This window comes from Dactylosporangium sp. NPDC050688 (assembly GCF_040654515.1).
Classification (GTDB): domain Bacteria; phylum Actinomycetota; class Actinomycetes; order Mycobacteriales; family Micromonosporaceae; genus Dactylosporangium.
Window position 1 is genome coordinate 103,435 of record NZ_JBFAIC010000028.1, and the last position, 25,893, is coordinate 129,327.

6 protein-coding genes are annotated in these 25,893 nt (G+C 75.6%); all 6 read right to left on the reverse strand.

The features are described from left to right. Positions 1 to 59 precede the first annotated feature (59 nt). The 6 genes from AB0H83_RS25735 to AB0H83_RS25760 are packed head-to-tail and all read right to left on the reverse strand — an operon-like array spanning position 60 to position 25,882. Positions 60 to 1,238, reverse strand: a complete 1,179-nt coding sequence (locus AB0H83_RS25735) for a macrolide family glycosyltransferase (RefSeq protein ID WP_360098661.1) — start codon at positions 1,236 to 1,238, stop codon at positions 60 to 62. Next, complete coding sequence (locus AB0H83_RS25740; RefSeq protein ID WP_360098663.1) at positions 1,235 to 2,218, reverse strand: hypothetical protein; 984 nt, start codon at positions 2,216 to 2,218, stop codon at positions 1,235 to 1,237. Before AB0H83_RS25740 ends, AB0H83_RS25735 begins: the two co-directional genes overlap by 4 nt. Positions 2,219 to 2,236: 18 nt before the next feature. Continuing rightward, the gene (locus tag AB0H83_RS25745; protein ID WP_360098665.1) at positions 2,237 to 3,178 is read right to left on the reverse strand and encodes a hypothetical protein; all 942 of its coding nucleotides are present in this window, start codon (positions 3,176 to 3,178) and stop codon (positions 2,237 to 2,239) included. 19 nt (positions 3,179 to 3,197) lie between these two features. Beyond that, positions 3,198 to 4,466 (reverse strand): activator-dependent family glycosyltransferase, encoded by a 1,269-nt coding sequence (locus tag AB0H83_RS25750; RefSeq protein WP_360098667.1) that lies wholly within the window; start codon positions 4,464 to 4,466, stop codon positions 3,198 to 3,200. Between the two features lie 24 nt (positions 4,467 to 4,490). Further along, positions 4,491 to 5,246 (reverse strand): alpha/beta fold hydrolase, encoded by a 756-nt coding sequence (locus AB0H83_RS25755; RefSeq protein ID WP_360098669.1) that lies wholly within the window; start codon positions 5,244 to 5,246, stop codon positions 4,491 to 4,493. After that, a complete protein-coding gene (locus AB0H83_RS25760) occupies positions 5,243 to 25,882 on the reverse strand; it encodes a type I polyketide synthase (RefSeq protein WP_360098671.1) in 20,640 nt (6,879 codons plus the stop codon). The genes AB0H83_RS25755 and AB0H83_RS25760 overlap by 4 nt, the downstream gene beginning before the upstream one ends. Positions 25,883 to 25,893 lie beyond the last annotated feature (11 nt).

Consider the following 25,893-nt stretch of genomic DNA (forward strand, 5'->3'; position numbering starts at 1 on the left):
GGCGTCTGCTGACAGACAACACGACGTGAGTTAGGGACTTTGCCAAGAGATCCGGCCGGTCAGTCCATCAGGATGCGTTCGATGACGTCGGCGCCCTCGGCGGCGCCGCCACCGGCACGCATCGCGGCGCTCATGGCGGCGACGCGGGCGAGGGTCTGCGGGTCCGCGGTCAGCTCGTCGACGGCGGCCCGCAGCGTCGCCGGGTCGAGGTTCGAGGCCGGCAGGTAACGGCCGATGCCGAGCTCGTGCACCCGGCGGGCGTTGACGGCGTTCTCCGGGGTGTGCGGCACGACGACAACCGGGCAGCCGTGGTACAGCGCCTCCACCAGGCTGCCCATCCCGCCGTGCGTCACGAACACCGACGCCCGCGGCAGTACCGCCAGGTGCGGCAGCCACTCGTGGGCCTCGACGTTGACCGCGGACACCCCGGCGTCCAGGGCGTTGCCGCGGCCCAGGGTCATCACGACGTGCCAGGACTTGTCGGCGAACGCGTCGGCGCACAGCTGGAACATCCCGGTCCGCTCGTTGGACTCCGTGCCCATCGAGATGAGCGCGACCGGCACGTCGTCGTCGGGCGCCGCCCAGGTGACCGCGGGCGGCTCGTCGGGCAGGCAGTGGCCGAGGAACGTGAACTTCTCGTCGAACGTGTCGCCGCGCGGCTGCAGCTCCCGCGGCAGGAACACGAGGTTGTGGCGGTCGGAGACGGCCATCATCGCCCACATGGCCGCCGGGTCCGGCTCGACCTCGGCCAGGATCCGCATGATCTCCTCGACGCCCTTGTGCACGTAGTCCGAGTCCGGGTCCATCGTGTCCGCGTGCAGCGAGTAGTGGTCGTTGGAGGCCACGTACGGGAAGTACTGCAGCGTGCGGCAGCCCCACTCGCGGGCCAGGATCCGGGCCGGCACGAAGCTTTCGAAGTCGTAGGCGATGAGGTCGGGCCGGTCGTGTTCGAAGGCCGCGCGGGCGGCCGGGATCACCCGCGTGTTGGCATCGGCGAGGATGTCCAGGCCGAGGTCGGCGATCTCGGCGCTCTGGACGTGGCTGCCGGCGCTCAGCCGCCGCCGCACCGACCGGTAGCCGGCCAGGGCCGCACCGGCCGACGTCACTGCGGTGCGGTAGGCCTCGTCGATGACGTACGTGACGCGGTGGCCGCGGCGCACGAGGTGCCGGGCGATCTGCAGCGACGGGTTGAAGTGCCCGAAGTCCGGGAAGACGAAGATCGCGATGTGGGCGGTCATGAGACCCGCCGCGGCGGGAGCACGACGCCGTTGTCGAAGATGGCCGCCATCACCTCGGGCAGGTCGGCGGGCGACTCCACGTGCACCACCGGGAACGGGAAGCCGATCCAGCCGCGCGGCAGCGACGGGCCGAGGACGAGCCCGACGCGGGTCTTGTGCCGGCGCATCTCGGCGCTCATGTCGTCGATGCGGATCGTCTCGACGGCGTTGCGGCCGAACATGTCGGCGACCTCGGCGGCGCTGGTGAGGGTGCGCGGCTCCAGCGACGAGCACAGCGGCAGCACCGGGGCGCCGAGGCCGGCCCCGGCGGCGATCGCGGCGATCGAGTCGGCCACCGCCTGCCGCAGCGGCGTGTGGACCGCCACCGAGTTGGCCTCCTGGACCTGGACCTGGCCCAGCCCGCCGGACGCGGCGGTCTCGGCGGCGAGCCGCTCCAGCGCCTCGCGGTAGCCGCTGAGCAGCAGGATGCGGAACGTGCCGGTGGGGTGGGTGCCGAAGTCGCCGGCGAGCCAGACGCCGTCGCGTTTCGGCTCGACGAGCAGCGCCTCGTCCTGGTCGACGGGCAGGAACGCGACGGCGACGCCCTCGGCCGGCCCGTCGGGGTCGCGGGGGCCGACGTGGTCCATCCGCATCAGCAGGTCGAACAGCTGCTGGCGGGGCAGCGCGCCGGCCAGCGCGGAGCTGACCATCGAGCCGAGGCTGAGCCCGCCGACCGCGGCCGGGTGGATGCCCTGCACGGCGAGGACGTCGTGGATGCCGACCATCGCGGCGGCCAGCGCGACCGAGCCGTGCCGCGACCGGGTCTCCATGTCGTCGTGGTCGTCCTCCCGGCGGCGCAGCAGCAGGTCCAGGTCCAGGCCGGTCCAGGCGCCGACCTTGTCGTAGACCTTCTGCATCGCCGGATGCGCGTCGTGGAACTCCATGACGCCGCGCGGGTCGTAGTTGAGCAGGTTCGTACCGAAGATGAACGCGAGGCTCATGCTGGCAGCCTTCCTGGGTCACATGGGCAGGAGCACGTCGTGTTCGCGGACGGCGGCCACGACCTGGCTGATGTCGTCCGGGGCGTCGACGTACACGACGGGGAACGGGAACTCGAACCCGTCACGGGGCAGGGTGGGGCCGAGGATGACGCCGAGCCGCGCACCGAGGCGGCGCATCTGCCCGGTGAGGTGGTCGGCCCGGACCGGCTCGACGACGTTGCGGCTGAACTCGCTGCGGACCTGCTCGGCGCTGTGCAGCACCCGCGGCTCCAGCGACGAGCACATCGGCACCGCCGGGTCGCTGAACTCGATGCCGGCGGCGACGCGGGCCAGCACGTCACGGGCGCGGTACCGCAGCGGGCTGTGCACGGCGACGGTCTCGTCGCTGAACACGAAGTACTCCGGCGGGTAGCCGGACGCGAGCTCGTCCAGCGCGTCGCGGTAGCCGCTGAGCAGCAGCATCCGGAACGCGCCGCTGGTGTGCATGCCGAAGTCGCCGCCGAACCAGATCCCGGGCCTGGTGCCGTAGAACGACTCGTAGGTCTGCCCGAGCGGCAGGACCGCGGCGACGCACCCCTCGGGCCGCTCGGCGCGGTCGGGGCGCTGGTCGCCGTCGGTGTGCGCGAGCAGGCCGATGACGTCCTGCCGGGACACCGCGCCGCACAGCGCGCCGGACACCATGGCGCCGAGGCTGATCCCGCCGATCATCGCCGGGTGGATGCCGTGCCCGGCGAGCAGGTCGGCGATGCCGAACATGGCCGCGGCCAGCCCGATCGAGGTGTTGCGGGAGCGCTGCGCCGGGTCGCTGCCGGGCCGCAGCAGCAGGCCGGTGTCGATGCCGGTCCACTGCGCCGCCCGGTCGTAGGCGGCCCGGACCGGCTCGTGCCGCTCGTACAGCCCGGCGAGGCCGGTCGGGTCGTAGGTGAGGTTCTTCTGGCCGAGGATGAACGCGAGGCTCACGACGGCTCCTCTCGGGACGTTAGGGGCGCCGCCAGGCCGCCGGGCGCTGCTCGGCGGTGAACCGTTCGAGTTCGGCGACGACCTGCGCCGGGGCGGGCCGCCGCAGCGCCTCGTCCCGCAGCGTCGCGGCGTTGCCGGCGAACCCGGGCTCCGACACGAGGCGGCTGACCGCGTCGCGGATCTGCTGCGGCCCGGCCTGCACGTGCGGCAGGAACAGACCCGCCCCCGCCTCCTGCAGGCCGGTGGCGCGCAGGGTCTGGTCGGCGACCGGGGTCGAGACGAACAGCTGCGGCACGCCGTGCACGAGGGCGGTGGCGTAGCTGCCGAAGCCGCCGTGGTGGATCAGCGCGGCGCAGCTGGGCAGCAGCGCGTGCAGCGGCACGGACTGCACCACGCGGGCGTTGTCCGGCACCCGGTCCAGCTCCTGCACCTGGGCGGGCAGCAGCGCGGCGACGACCTCGACGTCGAGGTCCGACAGCGCCTCGAGGACCGCGGCCTTCGACACGTAGTCGCCGCCGTAGCGTTCGGTGTTGGCCGCGCCGAGGCTCAGGCACACGCGGGGCCGCGCGGCGGGCTCGGCGAGCCAGTCCGGCACGACGGCCGGGCCGTTGTACGGCACGAACCGCACCGGGACCCGCCGCACGTCCGACGGCACCGACAGCCGCTCCGGCAACGGGTCCAGGGTCAGCTGCCCGGTGATGAGCTCCTCGGTGAAGGTGCCGCCGAGCGCCTCGGCGTGCCCGCCGAGCCAGTCCGCCATCGGGTCTTCGCGCTGCTGCTGCGGTACCTCGTCGCGCAGCTTCGTGAACAGCTGCCGCTTCATCGCCCACACGTCCGCGAAGCACATGGAGCGCACGTGCGCGGCACCGACGGCGCCGGCGGCGAGCGGGCCGGCGTAGGTGAGCGGGTCCCACACGACGAGGTCGGGCCGCCAGTGCCGGGCGAACGCGACCAGGTCGGCGATCATCGGCTCGTTGTAGTAGGCGAAGCCCCAGGCGCCCATCTGGGCCCGTTCCAGCTCCCGCTCCCAGGTGAGCTTCGCCGGGTCGAGCTCGCTCCAGTCGACCGACTCGACCTCCTGCGACTCGCGGTGCTGCGCCATCGCGGCGCTGATGTTGCTGTCGTCGCCGACGCCGACCGCGGTCATGCCGGTGCGGGCGATGACGTCGGTGAACGCCGGCGAGCTGGCGACGCGGACCTCGTGGCCGGCGGCGCGCACCGCCCACGCGATCGGCGTCATGCAGAACAGGTGGGACTTCTCCGGCAGCGTCACGAACAGCACCCGCATCGGAAGTCGGCTCCTTTCCGAGGTTCAGACGGCGGCGGGGGTCATCGACCCGGCGATGACCGCCAGGACGGCGGCCTGGTGCCGCGCGAGGAAGAAGTGGCCGCCGTCGTAGACGTGCAGCACCGCCGGCCCGGTCGTGTGGCCGCGCCAGGCGTCGGCCTCCTCGACGCTGACCTTCGGGTCGTCGTGGCCGGTGAACACGGTCACCGGGCAGCGCAGCGGCTCGCCTTCGGTGTACACGTACGTCTCGGCGGCCTTGTAGTCGTTGCGGACGACCGGCAGCACCGCGCGCAGCAGCTCCTCCTCGTCGAAGACCCGGGTGTCGGTGCCGCTGAGCGACTTCATCTCGGCGATGATGCCGGCGTCGTCGCGGCGGTGGACGTCCTCGTCGCGCAGCCGGGACGGGGCCCGGCGGCCGGAGACGAACAGGTGCATGGGTTCCCGGGACATGGCGGTGAGCCGGCGGGCCACCTCGAACGCGACGGTGGCGCCCATACTGTGGCCGAACAGCGCGAACGGCCGGTCCAGCCAGGGCAGGACCGCGTCGGTGCACCGGTCGGCGAGCACCCGCAGGTCGTCGATGAGCGGCTCGGCGCGCCGTTCCTGCCGGCCCGGGTACTGCACGGACAGCACGTCGACGCCCGGTCCGGCGTTGGCCGAGACGGGCACGAAGTACGGAGCCGAGCTGCCGGCGTGCGGGAAGCACACCAGCCGGACCGGGGCGTCCGGGCGGGGGTGGTACCGGCGCACCCACAGGTCGCTGGTGGTGGTCATGCTCATCGTGCACCTTTCAACTCGTCGACCCACCGCCGCACCGCCTGGGCGGTCGAGCCGGCGTGGTGCTCCATCATCGTGAAGTGGTTGCCGGGCACGTCCTGGGTCGTGTCCGCGCCCTGCCAGGACGTCTGCCACTCGTGCCGCGCGTACGGCTGCCCGTCGGGCCCGGCGGCGACGATCGGCTCCGAGGAGCGCAGCAGCAGCGTCGGGGTGCTCAGTGGCCCCGGTCGCCAGCCGCCGAACAGGTCGAAGTACCAGCTCATCGCGGTCAGCCGGGCCGAGTCGAGGGTGGTGAACAGGCCCTGCCGGTCGAACATGCCGTCGATGAGTTCGGCCTGGAACTTCGCGAGGGGCGAGTCCTCGGTCGCCGGGTACGTGTCCAGCAGGACCACCCCGGCGGCGGGGGCGCCGAGCTCGTGCAGCCGGGTCGCGGCGGCGTGGGCGAGCAGCCCGCCGCCGGAGGAGCCGAGCAGGACCGCGGGCCGGTCGCCGGCGCACTCCCGGACGAGTTCGGCCTGCATCTCGGTGACCGTCTCCCAGGTCGCGGGGAGCCGCTCGCCGGTGAGGAAGCCCGGCACCGACAGTGCCCACACGTCGTAGGTGTCGCGGAGGTTGGCGGCGAGTCGCGCGTACTGGTGGACGCCGGCGAGCGCGACGAACGAGCTGAAGCAGACGAGCACTGGACGGGTCGGCCCGGCGGCGAGCTTGACCGGCTGGAGCTCGCGGCCGAAGTCGGCGCGGGCCTTGAACGTGGGGCGCAGCGCGGCGGCGGCGCGCAGCAGCGCGTAGCCCTGGTCGACCTGGCCGTTGCGGCAGGCGTCGCGGAACATCGCACCGATGCCGTCCTCGCGGGGTTCGCCGTGGCCGCCGGTGTCGGCGGCGGCCGCGGCGGGTGCCGGCGCGGCGGCGTGCAGGTCCAGCTCACCGAGCAGGTGCGCGGCGAGCGCGGCCGGGGTCGGGTGGTCGAACACCAGCGTCGGGGGCAGCCGCAGGCCGGTGGCGGCGCCGATGCGGTTGCGCAGCTCGACGGCGGTGAGCGAGTCGAAGCCCGCCTCCAGCAAACTCTGCCCGGGCGGCACGGCGTCGGGGGTGGTGAAGCCGAGCACCGCGGCGACCTGGGCACGGACGAAGTCGAGCAGGAGCGTCTCGCGGCCTTCGGCGGTCTCGCCGGCGAGCCGCTGCGCCAGCGGCACCGCGCCGGTGGCCGCGCGGCCGGCGGCGCGCCGGGCGGGTGCCCGGACCAGACCGCGCAGCAGCGGGGCCAGGCCGTCGCCGAGGGTCTGCAGCGTCGGCAGGTCCAGGCGGACCGGCACGGCGAGGGGTTCGGCGCGCCCGACGGCGGCGTCGAACAGGGCCAGGCCGCGCTCGGCGTCCAGCGGCAGCAGGCCGCCGCGGGACATGCGGCGGATGTCGGTGCCGGTCAGCTCGCCGGTCATGCCGCTCGCGGTGGTCCACGGCCCCCAGGCGAGCGCGGTCGCCGGCAGCCCTCTTGCGGACCGGCGCTGCGCCCACGCGTCGAGGCAGGCGTTCGCCGCGGCGTAGTTGGCCTGCCCGGCGCCGCCGACGAGCCCGGACACCGAGGAGTACACGGCGAACACGGCCAGGTCGTGCCCGGCGGTCAGCTCGTCGAGGTGGGCGACGGCGTCCGCCTTGGGGCGCAGCACCGCCGACAGGCGGGCGGCGTCGAGGCCGCCGACGGTGCCGTCGTCGAGGACCCCGGCGGTGTGCACGACCGCGGTCAGCGGCCGGCCGGCGGGCACCGACGCGATGAGCGCGGCGACCGCGGCCCGGTCGGCGACGTCGCAGGCGGCGACGGTCACCTCGGCGCCGAGCGCGGTCAGCTCGGCCCGCAGTTGCTCGGCGCCGGCGGCCCGCTCGCCGCTGCGGCTGGCCAGCAGCAGGTGCCGGATGCCGTGCCGGGTCACCAGGTGGCGGGCGACCTGCGCGCCGAGGCCGCCGGTGCCGCCGGTGACGAGCGCGGTGTGCTCCGGGCGCAGCGGCGCCGGGAACGTGAGGACGACCTTGCCGACGTGCCGGGTCTGGCTGACGTAGCGGAACGCGTCGCGGGCCCGGCGCACGTCCCAGGCGGTCACCGGCAGCGGGGTGAGGACCCCCCGCTCGAACAGGGCGACGAGCTCGCGGAGCATGGCACCGATGCGGTCCGGCCCGGCCTCGATCAGGTCGAAGGCGCGGTAGCGCACGCCCGGGTGCGCGGCGGCGACGGCGTCCGCGTCGCGGACGTCGGTCTTGCCCATCTCCAGGAACCGGCCGCCGCGCGGCAGCAGCCGCAGCGACGCGTCGACGAACTCCCGGGCGAGCGCGTTGAGGACGAGGTCGGCGCCGTCGCCGCCGGTCAGCTCCAGGAACTGCGGCTCGAACGCGAGGGTCCGCGACGAGGCGAGGTGGGTGCCGGGGACGCCGAGGTCGCGCACGACCGGCCATTTGCCGGTGCCGGCGGTGGCGAGGACCTCGGCGCCGAGGTGCCGGGCGAGTTGGACGGCGGCCATGCCGACGCCGCCCGCGGCGGCGTGCACCAGGACCCGCTCGCCGGGGCGCAGCCCGCCGAGGTCGACCAGGGCGTAGTACGCGGTGAGGAACACCAGCGGCACCGACGCCGCCTGCGCATTGGACCAGCCGGCGGGGACGGCGACGATCATGCGATGGTCGGCGACGGCGACGGGGCCGAACGCTCCGGGGAACATGCCCATGACCCGGTCGCCGGCGGCGAACCCGGTGACGCCGGGCCCGACCTCGGTGACGACGCCGGCGCCTTCCTGGCCGAGGGAGCCTGCGTCGCCCGGGTACATGCCGAGGGCGTTGAGCACGTCGCGGAAGTTGACGCCGCCGGCGCGCACGGCGATGCGCACCTGCCCGGGGCGTAGCTCGCCGGCGGCCTCGTCGGCGGGCTCGACGGTGAGGCTGTCGAGGGTGCCGTTCTCGCCCGGGGTCAGCCGCCACGGGCCGTCCGGCGGGGTGAGCTCCTCGGTGCCGTCGACCGCCGCGAGGCGCGGGATGCGGGCGGTGCCGCCCTGCAGCAGCAGCGCCGGCTCGCCGGTGGCGAGGGCGGCGGGCAGCGCGGCGACGGAGTCGGCGGCGGTGTCGAGGTCGACGAGGACGAAGCGGCCGGGGTGCTCCGTCTGGGCGGAGCGGACCAGGCCGTGGACGGCCGCGGCGGCTGGGTCGCGCACGTCGTCGCCGACGGCGTCGCGGGTGACGAACACCAGCTGGGATCCGCCGAACGCGGGGGCCGCCAGCCACTCCTGCACGGCGGTGAGGGCCCGTCCGGCAAGCGCGTGTACCGTTTCGGCCGTTTCGGTGCCGGCGCTGACGATGAAGACGGTGCCGGGGACGCGGGCGCCGTGGTCGGCGGCCGCGGCGAGGGCCGCCAGGTCGGCGTAGGTCTCCAGGTGGACGCCGGCGGCGTCCGCGGCCGCCCCGAAGCCGAGCGGGTCGTCGCCGACGACCGCCCAGCGCTGCGGCGCCGCTTCGACGGCCGGCAGGCGCAGCGCCGGCCAGTCCAGGCGCAGCAGTCCCTCGGCGACAGGTGCCGCCGGGGTGCGGGCCGCGGACAGCTCTCGCAGGGTCAGTGACGCCACGGTCGCGACGGGGGCGCCGGCCGGGTCGGTGACGCTCAGCGCGACCGCGTCGGCGCCGATGGTCCGCAGCCGCACCCGCAGCCTGGTGGCGCCGGTGGCGTGGACGGTGACGCCGGTCCACGCGAACGGCAGCCGGCCGCGGTCGGTGCGGCCGAGGCCGGTGAACGCGACGGCGTGCAGGGCCGCGTCGAGCAGCGCCGGGTGGACGGTGAACCGGTCGGCGTCCTCCGTGGCCGGCTCGGGCAGCGCGACCTCGGCGCACACGTCGTCGCCGGCCCGCCACACGGCCTGCAGGCCCTGGAACGCCGGGCCGTACCGGAACCCGGCGGTGGCGAGGGCGGCGTAGAACCCGTCAAGGGGCTGCGGCTCGGCGCCGGCCGGCGGCCACACCGGGTCGGGGTCACCCGCCGGGGCCGCCCCGGCCGCCAGCTGGCCGGTGGCGTGCAGCGTCCACGGCTGGTCGCCGCCGGCGGGCCGGGCGTGGATGGTGACCGGGCGGCCGGTGTCACTGCCGGCCTCCCCGGCGGGCGGGTCGACGCGGACCTGGACCTCCACGGCGCCCCGGTCGGGCAGGATCAGCGGCGCGGCGAGGGTGAGCTCGTCGACGAACGGGCAGCCGACCTCGTCGCCGGCCCGTAGCGCCAGTTCCAGCAGCGCCGTGCCGGGGACGATGACCGCGCCGGGGAGGGCATGGTCGGCGAGCCACGGGTGGGTACGGGTCGACAGCCGGCCGGTGAGCACGGCCGTGCCGACGTCGGCGAGGGTGACGGCGGCGCCGAGCAGCGGGTGGTCGGCGCTGCCGAGCCCGGCCCCGGCGAGACCGGCAGCGGCGCCGGTGCCGGGGCGCGGCCAGAACCGGGTGCGCTGGAACGCGTACGTGGGCAGGTCGGCGGGACGGGCGCCGGCGGCGGTGAACGCGGCGGCCCGGTCGAGGGTCACCCCGGCGGTGACGAGCTGCGCGGCGCCGCGCAGGAACGCCTCGGTCTCCGGCCGGTCCCGGCGGGACAGCGCGACGCAGGTGGCGTCCTGCGGCAGGCTGTCCTGGGCCATGGCGGTGAGCACGGCGTCCGGGCCGACCTCGACGAAGCGGCTGTACCCGGCGGCGTGCAGGGCGGCGATCCCGTCGGCGAAGCGGACCGCCTCGCGGACGTGCCGGACCCAGTACCCGGGGTCGGCCAGCTCCCCCGCGGCGGCGAACGTGCCGGTGAGGTTGCTGATCACCGGCAGCCGCGGCGGGTGGTAGGCGACGGTGGCGGCGACCCGGCCGAACTCGGCGAGCATGCCGTCCATCCGCGGGGAGTGGAACGCGTGCGAGACCCGCAGCCGCCGGGTGCGCCGGCCCGCCGCGGCGAAGTGCGCGGCGATCCGCTCGACCGCGGCCTCGTCGCCGGAGACGACGACGGCGTGCGGACCGTTGACCGCGGCGATCCCGGCCGCGGCCACGGCACCGGCGCCGGTCCTGAGACCGGCCGCGGCGGGGCCGGCCAGCAGGGGCAGCACCTCGTCCTCGGTGGCCTGCAGTGCCACCATGGCGCCGCCGGTGGGCAGGGCCTGCATGAGCGCGGCCCGGGCGGCGACGAGCCGGCACGCGTCGTCGAGGTCGAACACCCCGGCGACGTGGGCGGCGACGACCTCGCCGATGGAGTGGCCGATGAGCGCGTCGGCGGCCAGCCCGACCGACTCGGCGAGGCGGTACATCGCCAGCTCGAACGCGAACAGGGCCGGCTGGGTGTTGCCGGTGCGGTCGAGGGCGTCGCCGCCGGCGAACGCGACCTCGCGCAGTGGACGTTCGAGGACGACGTCGAAGCGGGCGCAGGCGTCGTCGAACGCGGCGGCGAACACCGGGTAGGTGGCGTACAGCTGCTGGCCCATGCCGGCGCGCTGGGCGCCCTGGCCGGTGAACAGGGCCGCGGTGCGGCCGGGCCGGGCGGCGTCGGCGCGGACCACGGCCGGGTGGCCGGTGCCCCCGGCGAGGGCCCGCAGGCCGGCGAGGAGGTCGTCGCGGCCGGCACCGACGACGGTGGCGCGGTCGGTGAGCAGCGCCCTGCCGGTGGCGAGGGTCGCGGCGGCGTCGGCCGGGTGCAGCCGCGGGTGGGCGTCGAGGTGCCCGGCGAGCGCCGCGGCCTGGGCGGCGAGCGCGCCCTCGCCCCGGGCGGACAGCAGCAGCGCGACCGGTCCCGCGGGCGGTGCCGGTACACCTGACGCGTCGGCGACTGGGGGCGCCTCTTCGAGGATGAGGTGGCCGTTGGTGCCGCTGATCCCGAACGCGGACACGCCGGCGCGGCGCGGTCCCTGGGCCGGCTGCCAGTCGGCGGCCTCGGTGACGAGCCGGACGGCGCCGGCGGTCCAGTCGACGTGGGTGGACGGTGTGGCGGCGTGCAGGGTCGGCGGCAGGATCCGGTGCCGGAGCGCCTGGACGGCCTTGATGACCCCGGCGACGCCGGCGGCGGCCTGGGTGTGCCCGATGTTGGACTTGACCGAGCCGAGCCACAGTGGACGGTCGGCGGGGCGGTCCTGGCCGTAGGTGGCCAGCAGCGCCTGCGCCTCGATCGGGTCGCCGAGGCTGGTGCCGGTGCCGTGCGCCTCGACGAGGTCGACGTCGGCGGCGCGCAGCCCGGCGGTCGCGAGGACCTGCTGGATGAGCCGCTGCTGGGCGGGGCCGTTGGGGGCGGTGAGGCCGTTGGAGGCGCCGTCCTGGTTGATGCCGCCGGCGCGGATGACGGCGAGGACGGTGTGGCCGTTGCGTTGCGCGTCGCTGAGCCGTTCGAGCAGGACCAGCCCGGCGCCCTCGCCCCAGTTGGTGCCGTCGGCGTCGGCGGAGAAGGCTTTGCAGCGCCCGTCGGTGGCGAGCCCGCGCTGCCGGCTGAACGCGATGAACGAGCCGGGGGTGGTCATGACGGTGACACCACCGGCGAGGGCGAGCTCGCACTCGCCGTTGCGCAGCGCCTGCGCGGCCCAGTGCATCGCGACCAGCGACGAGGAGCAGGCGGTGTCGACGGTAACGGCGGGGCCTTCCAGGCCGAGCGTGTAGGAGATCCGGCCGGACAGGACCGCGGCGGTGTTGCCGGTGCCGACGTAGCCCTCGTCGAACGCGGACGCGGCGGCGAGGGTCGCGATGTAGTCCTGGCCGTTGGTGCCGGCGAACACGCCGACCCGTTCGCCGCGCACGGACAGCGGGTCGATGCCGGCGCGTTCGAACGCCTCCCAGGCGACCTCCAGCAGCAGCCGCTGCTGGGGATCCATGGTGAGCGCCTCACGCGGGGAGATGCCGAAGAACTGCGGGTCGAAGTCGGCGACGCCGGCGAGGAAGCCGCCTTCGCGGACGTAGGAGGTGCCGGCGTGGTCGGGGTCGGGGTCGTAGAGGCCGTCGAGGTCCCAGCCGCGGTCGGTGGGGAACGCCGACACGGCGTCGCCGCCGCCGACGACGAGGTCCCACAGCGCTTCCGGGGTGCTGACCCCGCCGGGGAACCGGCAGCTCATGCTGACGACCGCGATGGGTTCGTCGGTGTACGCCGTGACCTGCGGGGCCTGCTGCGCCTCCGGCGCGTCGGCGCCGACCAGTTCGGTGGCGAGGTGGGCGGCGAGGGCGGTCGCGGTCGGGTGGTCGAACAGCAGGGTCGCGGGCAGCCGCAGCCCGGTGGCGGCGTTGAGGCGGTTGCGCAGCTCGACCGCGGTGAGCGAGTCGAAGCCGAGGTCCCGGAACGCCTGCTCGGCGTCGACGGCGCCGGCGCTCGCGTGCCCGAGCGCGGTCGCCGCCTCGGCCCGGACCAGGTCGAGCAGGATGCCGGCCCGGTCGGCGGGGCTCATCGCGGCGAGCCGTTCGCGCAGGGTGCCGGCGGCGGCAGCGGCGGCCGGGTCGGCGGCGGTGTCCAGCGCCGCGACCTCGGGCAGGTCGCCGAGCAGCGGGCTGGGCCGGGAGCCGGTGAAGCCGGGCGCGAACCTGGCCCAGTCGACGTCGGCGACGGTGAGTGCCGTCTCGTCGGCGTCGAGCGCGGCCTGCAGGGCGCCGATCGCCAGCGCCGGGTCGAGCACGTGCAGGCCGCGGCGGCGCAGGAACTCCTCGGTGCCTTCCTCGGCGGTGACCATGCCGCCGCCGCCCCATGGGCCCCACGCGACGGCGGTGCCGGTGCGGCCGGCGGCGCGGCGGTGCTGGGCGATGCCGTCGAGGACGGCGTTGGCGGCCGCGTACGCCGCCTGCCCGCCGCTGCCCCAGGTCGCGGAGATGGACGAGAACAGCACGAACGCGTCGAGGTCGCGGTCGGCGAGCAGCTCGGCGAGGTGGGCGGCGCCGGCGGCCTTGGGCGCGTAGACGGCGGCGAAGTCGGCGGCGGTCATGCCGTCGAGGACCATCGACTGCGGGACACCAGCGGCGTGCACGACGACCCGCAGGTCCGGCAGGGTCGCCAGGAGCGCGGCGACGGCGGCGCGGTCGGCGACGTCGCAGGCGGGCATGCTGACGCGGACGCCGAGGGCCTCCAGTTCGGCGCGCAGCTGGGCGGCACCCGGGCCGGCGTCGCCGCGGCGGCTGGTGAGGACGAGGTGGTCGGCGCCGCCGCGGGCGAGCCAGCGGGCGACGTGGCCGCCGAGGGCGCCGGTGCCGCCGGTGACGAGCGCGGTGCCGCGCGGGCGCCAGGTGGTGGCGGCGGGCCGCTGTGCGGTGGGGGCGTGCACGAGGCGCCGGACGAAGACCCCGGAGCCGCGGACGGCGACCTGGTCCTCCCCCGCCGGCGCGGCCAGGACGGCGACCAGGCGCTGGACGGTGCGGTCGTCGACGGTTCCGGGCAGGTCGACGAGGCCGCCCCAGCGGTGCGGGTACTCCAGGGCGGCGGCCCGGCCGAGCCCCCAGACACCGGCGTGGACGGGTGAGCGCAGCGGGTCGGAGGCGCCGATGGACACGGCGCCGCTGGTGAGCACCCACAGCGGGGCGCCGGCGCCGGCGGTCCGCTGGATCAGGTCGGTGGTGGCGGCGATCGCGGCGGGCACGACACCGTCGCCGCCGTCCTGCAACGCGAGCAGCGACACGATCCCGGCGTGGTCGCCGCCGGGGATCTCGGTGACCGGCAGCGCGGTGGCGCCGGCGGCGGCGAGGCCGGCGGCGATGCGGTCGACGAGCGCGTCCGGGGTGCGGTGCAGGACGAGCCACGTGCCGGTGAGCGTCCCGGCCTGGTCGAGCGTGGCGGGGCGCCAGCGGACCTGGTACCGCCAGGTGTCCACGGTGGACTGCTCGCTGCGGCGGCGCCGCCAGGAGGCGAGGGCAGGCTGGACGCCGGCGAGGGCCTGCGGGTCGACCTGCAGGGTGCCGGCGAGCGTGTCGAGGTCGTCGACGGCCGCCCAGAACGCGGCGTCGGCGGTGTCGGTGGCGGTCTTCGGCGGTTCGATGCTCGGCCAGTACTGCTTGCGCTGGAACGCGTACGTGGGCAGCTCGACCCGGCGTCCGCCGGCGTGGATGGCGGTCCAGTCCGGGGACCAGCCTTCGACGTGCACCCGGGCGACCGCGGTCATCAGGGTGAGCGGCTCGTCCCGACCCTTGCGCATCGCCGGAATACCGTCGACCAGCGCGGACAGCACCCCGTCCGGGCCGACCTCCAGGAACCGGGTCGCGCCCTTCTGGCGGAGCGCTGCTACTGCGTCCGCGAACCGGACCGTCCCCCGCACCTGGTCCAACCAGTAGTCCGGGTCCGTCACGTCCCCGGTCGACGTGGTCGCGATCGGGATCACCGGCGGGCGGAACGCCACCGTGCTGAGTACGTCGCGGAACGCCGCCAGCATGCCGTCCATCCGCGCCGAATGGAACGCGTGACTCACCCGCAACCGCTTCGTCTTCGCGAACCGCGCGGCGACGCTGATGACCGCTTCCTCGTCGCCGGAGACAACGATCGCGTCGGGGCCGTTGACCGCGGCGATCTCCGCACCGTCGACCAGCACGTTGCGCACGTCCGCCTCGGCCGCCTGGACCGCCACCATCGCCCCACCTGGGGGCAGCGCCTGCATCAACCGGCCCCGCGCCTCAACCACCTTGCACGCGTCTTCCAGGGACCAGACGCCTGCTACGTGGGCCGCGGCCAGTTCACCGATCGAATGGCCGATGAGGTGATCCGGCTGCAGGCCCCACGACTCCAGCAGCCGGAAGAGGGCCACCTCGACCGCGAACAGGGCCGGCTGCGTCCACCGGGTCTCATCGATGACGGCACCCTCGACCTCGCGCAGGCCCTCGATGTGCGCGCAGACCTCGTCGTAGGCCGCCGCGAAGACCGGGAACGCCGCGTAGAGGCCGCGGCCCATCCCCGACCACTGGGCGCCCTGACCCGTGAACAGCATCGCCGTGCCGCCGCCACGGACCCGGCCCCGGACCACGGTGTCGCCGAGCAGGACCGCCCGGTGGTCGAACATGGACCGGCCGGTGGCCAGGGAGTAGCCGACGTCGACCGGGTTGTGGTCCGCCACGGTCCGCAGCCGGTCCACCTGCGCGTCAAGGGCCTCCACGGACCGGGCGGACACCGGCCACGGCACCACCGGCGGCGCGACCGGCTCGGCCGCGGCGTCGGCCGGCGGCGCCGCCTCCAGGATGACGTGGGCGTTGGTGCCGCTCATCCCGAACGACGACACGCCGGCGCGGCGCGGCCGGTCCACGGCGGGCCAGTCACGGGCCTCGGTCAGCAGCTCGACGTTGCCGGCGGTCCAGTCGACGTGCGGGGACGGTTCGGTGACGTGCAGGGTTTGCGGCAGGATCCCGTGCCGCAGCGCCTGGACCATCTTGATCACGCCGCCGACGCCGGCCGCCGCCTGCGGGTGGCCGATGTTCGACTTCAGCGACCCGAGCCACAGCGGGCGGTCGTCGGGGCGGCGCTGGCCGTACGTGGCGAGCAGCGCCTGCGCCTCGATGGGGTCGCCGAGCGGGGTACCGGTGCCGTGCGCCTCGACGGCGTCGACGTCGGCGGGGGCGAGCCGGGCGTTGGCCAGCGCACGGCGGATGACCCGCTGCTGGGCGGGGCCGTTCGGGGCGGTGAGGCCGTTGGAGGCGCCGTCCTGGTTGACGGCGCTGCCGCGGATGACGGCGAGGACGGTGTGCCCGTTGCGCCGCGCGTCGCTGAGCCGTTCGAGCAGGACCATGCCGGCGCCTTCGGACCAGCTGGCACCGTCGGCCGCGGCGGAGAACGGCTTGCACCGGCCGTCGGGGGCGAGGGCCCGCTGCCGGCTGTAGTCGATGAGCGACACCGGGGTCGACATGACGGTGACGCCGCCGGCGAGGGCGAGGGTGCAGTCGCCGGCGCGCAGCGACTGGATCGCCCAGTGCAGCGCGACCAGCGACGACGAGCACGCGGTGTCCACCGACACGGCGGGTCCTTCGAGCCCGAACGTGTACGCGATCCGGCCGGACAGGACGCTGAAGGAGTTGCCGCTGCCGATGAGGCCCTCCGCGGACTCCTTCGCGAGCATCAGCAGGCCGACGTAGTCCTGGTACGTGACGCCGGCGAACACACCGGTCTGGCTGCCGCGCAGCGACACCGGGTCGATGCCGGCGTGTTCGACGGCCTCCCACGAGGTCTCCAGCAGCAGCCGGTGCTGCGGGTCCATGGCGAGCGCCTCGCGGGGCGAGATGCCGAAGAACGCGGGGTCGAAGTCGCCGGCGTCGTGCAGGAAGCCGCCGCCCTGCGCGTAGCAGGTGCCGGGCGCGTCGGGGTCGGGGTCGTACAGCGCCTCGACGTCCCAGCCGCGGTTCGTCGGGAACGGCGTGATCGCGTCGCCGCCGGCCATGACGAGGTTCCACAGGTCGTCGGCGCTGTTGACGTCGCCCGGGTAGCGGCACGCCATGCCGACGATCGCGATCGGCTCGTCGACGGTCGCGGACACGGTCTCCGGTTCGGCGGCGGTGTCCGGAAGGCCGAGCAGTTCGTGCCGCAGGTGGGCGGCGACGGCGGCCGGGGTCGGCTGGTCGAAGACGAGCGTGGCCGGTAGCCGGACCCCGCCGGCCTCGGTGAGGGCGTTGCGCAGCTCGACGGCGGTGAGCGAGTTGATGCCCAGGTTCTGGAACGGCTGATCGGCGTCGACGGCGCTCGCGTCGGCGTAGCCGAGGACCGTGGCGGTGTGCTCCCGGACCAGGTCGGTGAGGAACGCGCGCTGCTCGGCCTCGGCGAGGCCGGCGAGCCGGGCGGCGAGGGCGTTGCCGGTCGGGGCGGCCGCGGCGACCGACCGCCGCAGCGGCTCGACGGTTTGCGCCGGCTGCGACGGTACGGGCACCGCCGGCCGCCCGGCCGGGGCTTCGCCGGTGGGCCGCATCACGAGGGCGTCGACGGAGACGACCGGGGCGCCGGTCGGGTCGGTGGCGAGGATGGCGACCCCGCCGGGGCGGCCGGTCGGGGTGAGCCGCACCCGCAGCCGGCGGGCGCCGGTGGCGTGCAGCGTGAACCCGTTCCACGCGAACGGCAGCAGATCCCCGTCGAGGCCCGGCAGCGCGCCGAGGGCGAGGGCGTGCAGGGCCGCGTCGAGCAGCGCGGGCCGCAGCCCGAAGCCGTCGTCGCCGGGCTGCGGCTCGACCTCGACGTCGGCGTAGAGGCTGTCACCCGACCGCCATGCGGCGCGCAGCCCCCGGAACGCGGGCCCGTACGCGAAGCCGGCGCCGGCCCACCGCTCGTACAGCGTGTCGACGGCGACGGGTTCGGCGGCGGCCGGCGGCCACTGCGTCAGCCGGTCGGCGGCACCGGCCGGGGCGGTGGAGGCGCTGCCGTGGGCGTGCCGGGTCCACGGCTCGCCGCCGGTGCGGCTGAACACGGTGACCGGCCGGGAGCCGAGCCGGTCGGCGTCGCCGACGGCGACCTGCAGCTGCAGCCGCCCGCCGGCGGGGACCGGCAGCGACGCCTCGAGGACGAGCTCGTCGAGGCGGTCGCAGCCGGCCTCGTCGGCGGCGCGCACGGCGAGGTCGACGAGGACGGCGCCAGGCACGTACGCGACACCGTGGACGACGTGCTGGGCCAGCCACGGGTGCTGGTGGACGGAGGCCTTGCCGGTGACGAGGACCCCGTCGCCACCGGCGACCGGGACGACGACGCTCAGGAGCGGGTGGCCGATGCCGGGTTCGCTCGGTTCGGGGGTGTCGATCCAGTACCGCTGCCGCTGGAACGGGTACGTGGGCAGCTCGACCCGCCGCCCGCCGGCGTGGATGGCGGTCCAGTCCGGGGACCAGCCGTCGACGTGCGCCCGGGCGACCGCGGTCATGAGGGTGAGCGGCTCGTCGCGGCCTTTGCGCATCGCGGGGATGCCGTCGACCAGGGCGGACAGGACTCCGTCCGGCCCGACCTCCAGGAATCGGGTCACGCCCTTCTCGCGGACCGCTTCGACGGCGTCGGCGAACCGGACCGTCCCCCGCACCTGGTCCAACCAGTAATCCAGGTCCGTGACGTCACCGGTGGACGTGGTGGCGATCGGGATCACCGGCTGGTGGAACGTCACGGTCGACAGCACCTCACGGAACGCCGCCAGCATCCCGTCCATCCGCGCGGAGTGGAACGCGTGGCTCACCCGCAGCCGCTTGGTCTTGCCGAACCGCGCGGCAACGTTGGTGACCGCGTCTTCGTCGCCGGAGATGACAACCGCGTCGGGGCCGTTGACCGCCGCGATCTCGGCGCCAGCGACCAGCGCGGCGCGGACGTCCGCTTCGGTGGCCTGGATCGCGATCATGGCGCCGCCCGCCGGCAGTTCCTGCATCAGGCGGCCTCGCGCCTCCACGACCTTGCACGCGTCTGCCAGGGACCACACCCCAGCCACGTGCGCCGCGGCCAGCTCACCGATCGAATGACCGACCAGGTGGTCCGGCCGCAGACCCCACGACTCCAACAGCCGGAACAGGGCGACCTCGACCGCGAACAACGCCGGCTGCGTCCACCGCGTCTCGTCGACGGCGGCACCCTCGACCTCGCGCAGGCCCTCGATGTGCGCGCAGACCTCGTCGTAGGCTGCCGCGAAGACCGGGTAGGCGTTGTAGAGGCCGCGGCCCATCCCCGACCACTGCGCGCCCTGGCCGGTGAACAGCATCGCGGTGCCGCCGTCCCGGGCCTTCCCCCGGATCACGGTGTCACCCAGCAGGACCGCCCGGTGCTCCAGCGTGAACCGGCCGGTCGCCAGGGAGTACCCGACGTCGACCGGGTTGCGGTCCGCCACGGCCCGCAGCCGGTCCACCTGCGCTTCAAGAGCCTCAGGGGTACGGGCGGACACCGGCCACGGCACCACCGGCGGCACGACCGGCTCGACGGTCGATGCGGCCGGCGGTGCTTCCTCGAGGATGACGTGCGCGTTCGTACCCGAGACGCCGAACGCGGACACGGCGGCGCGGCGTGGCCGGTCCAGGGCGGGCCAGTCACGGGCCTCGGTGAGCAGCCCGACGGCCCCCTCGGACCAGTCGACCTTGCTCGTCGGCGCGTCGACGTGCAGCGTGCGGGGCAGCAGGCCGTGCCGCAGCGCCATGACGGTCTTGATGACCCCGGCGACGCCGGCGGCGGCCTGGGTGTGGCCGATGTTCGACTTCAACGACCCCAGCCACAGGGGCAGGTCCGCGGGCCGGTCCTGCCCATAGGTCGCCAGGAGTGCCTGCGCCTCGATGGGGTCGCCGAGGCTGGTGCCGGTGCCGTGCGCCTCGACCGCGTCCACGTCGGCCGGGGTGAGCCCGGCGTCGGCGAGCGCGGCGCGGATGACCCGCTGCTGCGCGGGACCGTTCGGGGCCGTCAGGCCGTTGGAGGCGCCGTCCTGGTTCACCGCGGAGCCCTTGACGACGGCGAGGACGGGGTGGCCGTTGGCGACCGCGTCGGACAGCCGCTCGATCAGGAGCAGGCCGGCGCCCTCGCCCCAGCCGGTGCCGTCGGCGTCGTCGGAGAACGCCCGGCAGCGGCCCTGCGCGGCGAGGCCGCCCTGCCTGCTGAACTCGGCGAACACCCCGGGGGTCGCCATGACGGTCACGCCACCGGCGACGGCGAGGCCGCATTCGCCGCGGCGCAGCGCCTGCACGGCGAGGTGCAGGGCGACCAGCGACGACGAGCAGGCGGTGTCGATCGTGACGGCCGGTCCTTCGAGGCCGTACGTGTAGGCGAGCCGGCCGGACAGGACGCTGCCGGAGTTGCCGGTGAGCAGGTGCCCGGCGAGCTCGTCGGGGACCGTGGTGAGGTTCGACGCGTACCCGGACGGCGACGCCCCGACGAACACGCCGGTGGCGCTGCCCTTGAGCGTGGCCGGGTCGAGCCCGGCGCGTTCGAACAGCTCCCACGATGTCTCCAGCAGCAGCCGCTGCTGCGGGTCCATGGCGAGGGCCTCGCGGGGCGAGATGTTGAACAGCCCGGCGTCGAAGAGCGCGGCGGTGTCCAGGAACCCGCCCTCGGTGGTGGTGCTGCGGCCGTCGTGCTGCGGGCCGTACAGGCCGGCGACGTCCCAGCCTCGGTCGTCGGGCATGCCGGTGACGGCGTCGGTGCCGTCGACCACCAGCTGCCAGAGGCTTGCGGCGTCCCCGGCGCCGCCGGGGAACCGGCAGCTCATGGCGACGATCGCGATCGGCTCGTCCGCCCCGCCCGCGAGCCTCGTCCCGACAGCGGGCCTCGTCCCGGCGGCCGGCGCGTCGGCGGCGCCGGCGCCCAGGGTGGCGGCGAGGTGGCGGGCGACGGCGCGGGCGGTCGGATGGTCGAAGACGAGCGTCACCGGCAGCCGCAGCCCGGTCGCCGCGCCGAGTCGGTTGCGCAGCTCGACGGCGGTGAGGGAGTCGAAGCCGAGCTCCCGGAACGGGCGGGCGGGGTCCAGCTCGGCCGCGCCCCCGAGCCGCAGGACGGCGGCGGCCTCGGCGCGGACCAGGTCGAGCAGCAGCGCGTCGCGTTGCGTGGCGGTCAGCGGCGCGAGGCGTTCCCGCAGCGCCGCGCTGCCGTCACCGGCGCCGGACCCGACGGTGGTGGCGGTGAGTTCGGCGACGCCGGGCAGCTCGCTGAGCAGCGGGCTGGGACGGGCGGCGGTGAACGCCGGCACGAACCGGGTCCAGTCGATATCGGCGACGGCGATGACGGCGTCGCGTCCGCCGGTGGCCCCGGCGAGCGCGGCGAGGGCCGTCTCCGGCGGCATCGGCCGGATGCCGCGGCGGAGCAGGGCGTCGCGGCTGGTGTCGTCGGCGGCCATGCCGCTGCCGGCCCACGCGCCCCACTGCACACTGGTCGCGGCGAGGCCGCGGGCCCGGCGGTCCTCGGCAACGGCGTCGAGGACGGCGTTGCCGGCGGCGTACGCGGCCTGCCCGCCGCTGCCCCAGGCGGCGGCGATCGAGGAGAACAGGACGAACGCGTCGAGGTCCCGGCCGGCGAGCAGCGCGTCGAGGTGCCGGGCACCGGCCGCTTTGCCGGCGTAGACGGCGGCGAAGCCGGCGAGGTCCAGGTCCGGCAGCGCCTGCGACTGCGGCAGCCCGGCGGCGTGCACGACGGCCCTGATCGGTCCGGCGGCCGTCTCGGCCTCGGTGAGCATGGCGGCGACGGCGGCGCGGTCGGCGAGGTCGCAGGCGACGACGGTGACGCCCGCGCCGAGGGCGGCGAGTTCGGCGCTGAGGTCGGCGGCGCCGGGCGCGTCGGGCCCGCGCCGGCTGGCGAGGACGAGGTGGGTGGCCCCGCGTCCGGCCAGCCAGCGGGCGATCCGGCCGCCGAGGGCGCCGGTGCCGCCGGTGACCAGGACGGCCCCGGTCGGCCGCCAGTCGGCGGTCCCCGTCGTGGTCGCTGTCGCGGCGGGTGCGGTGGTGAGGCGGCGGGCGTGGACGCCGCCGGCCCGGATCGCGACCTGGTCCTCAGCGCCGCCGCCGGTGAGGACGGCGGCGAGCCGGCGCAGGGTGGCGTCGTCGAGGCCGCCCGCCGCGGGCAGGTCGACGAGACCGCCCCAGCGGCCGGGGTGTTCGAGGCCGGCGACGCGGCCGAGGCCCCAGACGGCGGCCTGGTCGACGGCGCGCAGCGGGTCGCCGGGGCCGGTGGACACGGCGCCGCTGGTGACGCACCACAGCGGCGCGGTGAGGTCGAGGTCGCCGAGCGCCTGGGTGAGCAGCAGCGTCGCGGCCGTCCCGGCGGTGACGTGCGGCTGGTCGGGTCGGGGCCGTCCGTCGAGGGCGAGCAGTGACAGGATGCCGGCGGGTGCGGGTACCGCCGACGCCGCCGCCGCAAGGGTGGTCCGGTCGGCGGTGGCGGCATCGACGGTCACCGGTGTGACGTCGAGCCCGAGCCCGTCGAGCAGGCCGGTCGCGGTGTGTCCCGCGGGCAGCAGCGCCAGCCACGGGCCGGACGCCTTCGCCGCGGGTGGTTCGGTGGCCTTCCACGTCGTCCGGTACCGCCAGCCGGCGATCGCCGCGCCGGTGCGCCGCTCGGCGTGCCAGGCGGTGAGGGCGGGCAGCAGCGGGCCGAGGGTTTCCGGTTCGACGTGCAGGGTGGCGGCGAGGCCGTCGAGGTCGGCGTGTTCGACGGCGTCCCAGAACGGGCCGTCGAGCGTGCCGGTCGCGGCGGCGCCGGGCTTGAGGGTGGGCCAGAAGCGGGTCCGCTGGAACGCGTAGGTGGGCAGGTCGACGGTACGGGCGCCGCAACCGGCGAAGACGGCGCTCCAGTCGACGGTGCTGCCGGCGACCCACAGCTGCGCGAGGGCGGTGAGGAAGCGGGTGGGGCCGCCGTCGTCGCGGCGCAGGGTGCCGGTGACGACCGCGTCGGACCCGGCGGCGTCGAGGGTCTCCTGGACCCCGACGGTGACCACGGGGTGCGGGCTGACCTCGACGAACGCGGTGAACCCGGCACCGGCGAGGGCGCGGACGGCGGGTTCGAACTCGACGGTGTGGCGCAGGTTGGTGAACCAGTACTCCGCGGAGCCGGGCACCACGTCGCCGGCGTCGGCGACCGTCGAGCGGAACGCGACCCGTGGCTCGGCGGGGCGGACCGGGGCGAGGGCCTCCAGGAGCGTGTCGCGGATGGTCTCGACGTGCGCGGAGTGCGAGGCGTAGTCGACGTCGATGCGGCGGGCCCGCACGTCGTCGGCGGCGCAGGCGGCGAGCAGCTCGCCGATGGCGTCGACGTCGCCGGACACGACGACGGAGGTTGGGCCGTTGACCGCGGCGACGGACAGCCGCCCGGCCCAGCCGGCGATGCGCCGGTGGACCTCGTCGACGGGTGCGGACACCGACATCATGCCGCCGCGCCCGGACAGCGCCAGCAGCGCCTGGCTGCGCAGGGCGACGACGCGGGCGGCGTCGGGCAGGGTGAGGAGCCCGGCGACGCAGGCGGCGGCGATCTCGCCCTGGCTGTGGCCGACGACGGCGGCGGGTTCGACGCCGTGGGCGCGCCACAGTTCGGCGAGGGACACCATGACGGCGAACAGGACCGGCTGGACGACGTCGACGCGGTCGAGCGACGGCGCGCCGGGGGTGCCGCGCAGGACGTCGGTGAGCCGCCAGTCGACGTACGGCTGGAGCGCCGCCTCGCAGCGGATGATGTGCTCGCGGAACACGGGTGCGGTGTCGAGCAGCCCGACGGCCATGCCGGCCCACTGCGAGCCCTGCCCGGGGAACAGGAACGCGACCTTCCCGGCCGGTGCGGCGTGGCCGGTGACGGCACCGGTGGTCGGGGTACCGGCGGCGAGGTCGGTGAGGTGCCGCAGCAGCGTGACGTGGTCGGCTGCGGCGACGACTGCGCGGTGCGGTAGTGCGGCGCGGCTGGTGGCGAGGGTGTGCCCGACGTCGGCGGCGCCGAGGTCCGGCCGTCCGGTGAGGTACGCGCGGAGCCGGTCCGCCTGGGCCCGCAGCCCGTCGGCGGAGCGCGCGGACAGCAGCCACGGCACCGCGGGCAGCTCCTGCGCGGGCGCCACCTCGGCCGCCGCCCGCTGCGGGGCCTCCTCCAGGATCACGTGGGCATTGGTCCCGGAGACACCGAACGACGACACGCCGGCGCGGCGGGGCCGGTCGGTGTCCGGCCACGGCTGGGCTTCGGTGAGGATCTCGACGGCCCCCGCCGACCAGTCGACGTGTGAGGTGGGTGCGGTGACGTGCAGGGTGCTGGGCAGGGTGCGGTGGTGCAGGGCGAGGATCATCTTCATGACCCCGGCGACACCGGCCGCGGCCTGGGTGTGGCCGACGTTCGACTTCACCGACCCCAACCATAACGGCCGCTGCCGACCCACTCCATAGACAGCGATCAGCGCCTGCGCCTCGATCGGGTCGCCGAGGCTCGTGCCGGTGCCGTGCGCCTCCACCGCGTCCACATCGGACGGCTCCAGATCCGCCGCGGCGAGCGCGGCGCGGATGACCCGCTGCTGCGACGGGCCGTTCGGGGCGGTGAGGCCGTTCGACGCGCCGTCCTGGTTGACCGCGGAACCGCGCACCACGGCGAGGACCGGGTGGCCGTTGGCGACGGCATCGGAGAGCCGCTCGACGAGGAGCAGACCGACGCCCTCGCCCCAGCCGGTGCCGTCGGCGTCGTCGGAGAACGCCTTGCACCGCCCGTCGACCGCGAGACCCCGCTGGCGAGAGAACTCGACGAACAGGCCGGGGGTCGACATGACGGTGACGCCACCGGCGAGCGCGAGCCGGCACTCGCCACGGTGCAGCGCCTGGACGGCGAGGTGCAGCGCCACCAGCGACGCCGAGCACGCCGTGTCGACGGTGACCGCGGGTCCTTCGAGCCCGAACGTGTACGACAGCCGCCCGGACACGACGCTGGCGGCGTTGCCGGTGCCCTGGTAGCCCTCGACGTTCTCGGTGGCGTGGGCAAGAACCGCGCCGTAGTCCTGGCCGTTGGTACCGACGAACACGCCGGTCTGGCTGCCCCGCAGCGTCGCGGGGTCGATCCCGGCGCGTTCGAACACCTCCCACGCCGTCTCCAGCAGCAGCCGCTGCTGCGGGTCCATCGCCAGGGCCTCACGCGGGCTGATGCCGAAGAACCCGGCGTCGAAGTCGGCGACCCCGGGCAGGAAGCCGCCGGCGCGGGTGTACGAGGTGCCGGTGCGGTCCGGGTCGGGGTCGAACAGGGTGTCAAGGTCCCAGCCGCGGTCGGTGGGGAACTCCCCCATCGCGTCGCGGCCCTCGATCAGCAGCTCCCACAGGGCTTCCGGTGACGTGGCGCCGCCGGGGAACCGGCCGGCCATGGCGACGACCGCGATCGGCTCGTCGGTACCGATACCCGTGGCCGTGTCGTTTGCGGCGGCCGGGGCGGCGCCGAGCAGGGTCTCCAGGAGGTGCTGGGCGAGGACCTGCGGGGTCGGGTAGTCGAACACGAGCGTTGACGGCAGGCTGAGGCCGGTGGCGGCGCCGACCGCGTTGCGGAACTCGACGGCGGTCAGCGAGTCGAACCCGAGATCGCGGAACGCCTGGTCGGGGCCGACGGCGCCGGTGCCGGCGTGGCCGAGGACGGCGGCGGCGCGGTCCCTGACGAGGTCGAGCAGCAGCGGGTACCGTTCGCCGGCGGGCAGCGCGGCGAGCCGCGCGGCGAGCGCCGACGCCGTGTCCGGGGTGTTCCGGGTGTCCCGGGCCGGGGCGAGGTCGGCGATGAGGGGCGCGGGCCGGCTGGCGGTGAACGCGGGGCCGAACGTGTCCCAGTCGATGTCGGCGACGACGACGGTGCCGTCGGTGACGCGCCCCAGGGCGGTGACCGCGGTGGCGGGGTGCATCGGCCGGACGCCGCCGCGGCGGTGCCGGTCGCCGAGATCCCCGGCCATGCCCTCGCCGGCCCAGCTGCCCCACGCGATGGAGACCGCGGGGAGCCCGGCGGCGCGGCGCTGCTCGGCGATCGCATCCAAGGCGGCGTTCGCGGCGGCATAGTTCGCCTGCCCGGCCGAGCCCACGGAGCCGGCGAACGAGGAGAACAGCACGAACGCATCCAACGGCAGGTCACGGGTCGCGGCGTCAAGGTGCCTCGCACCGTCCACCTTCGCCGCCATCACCGCAGCCACGCGTTCCGGCGTCAACGCCTCGACGGTCCCGTCATCCAGAACGCCGGCAGCGTGGATGACGGCATTCGGCGTGTACCGGGCGACCAGGTCGGCGACGGCAGCAGCGTCGGTGACGTCCGCGGCCACCACCTCCACCC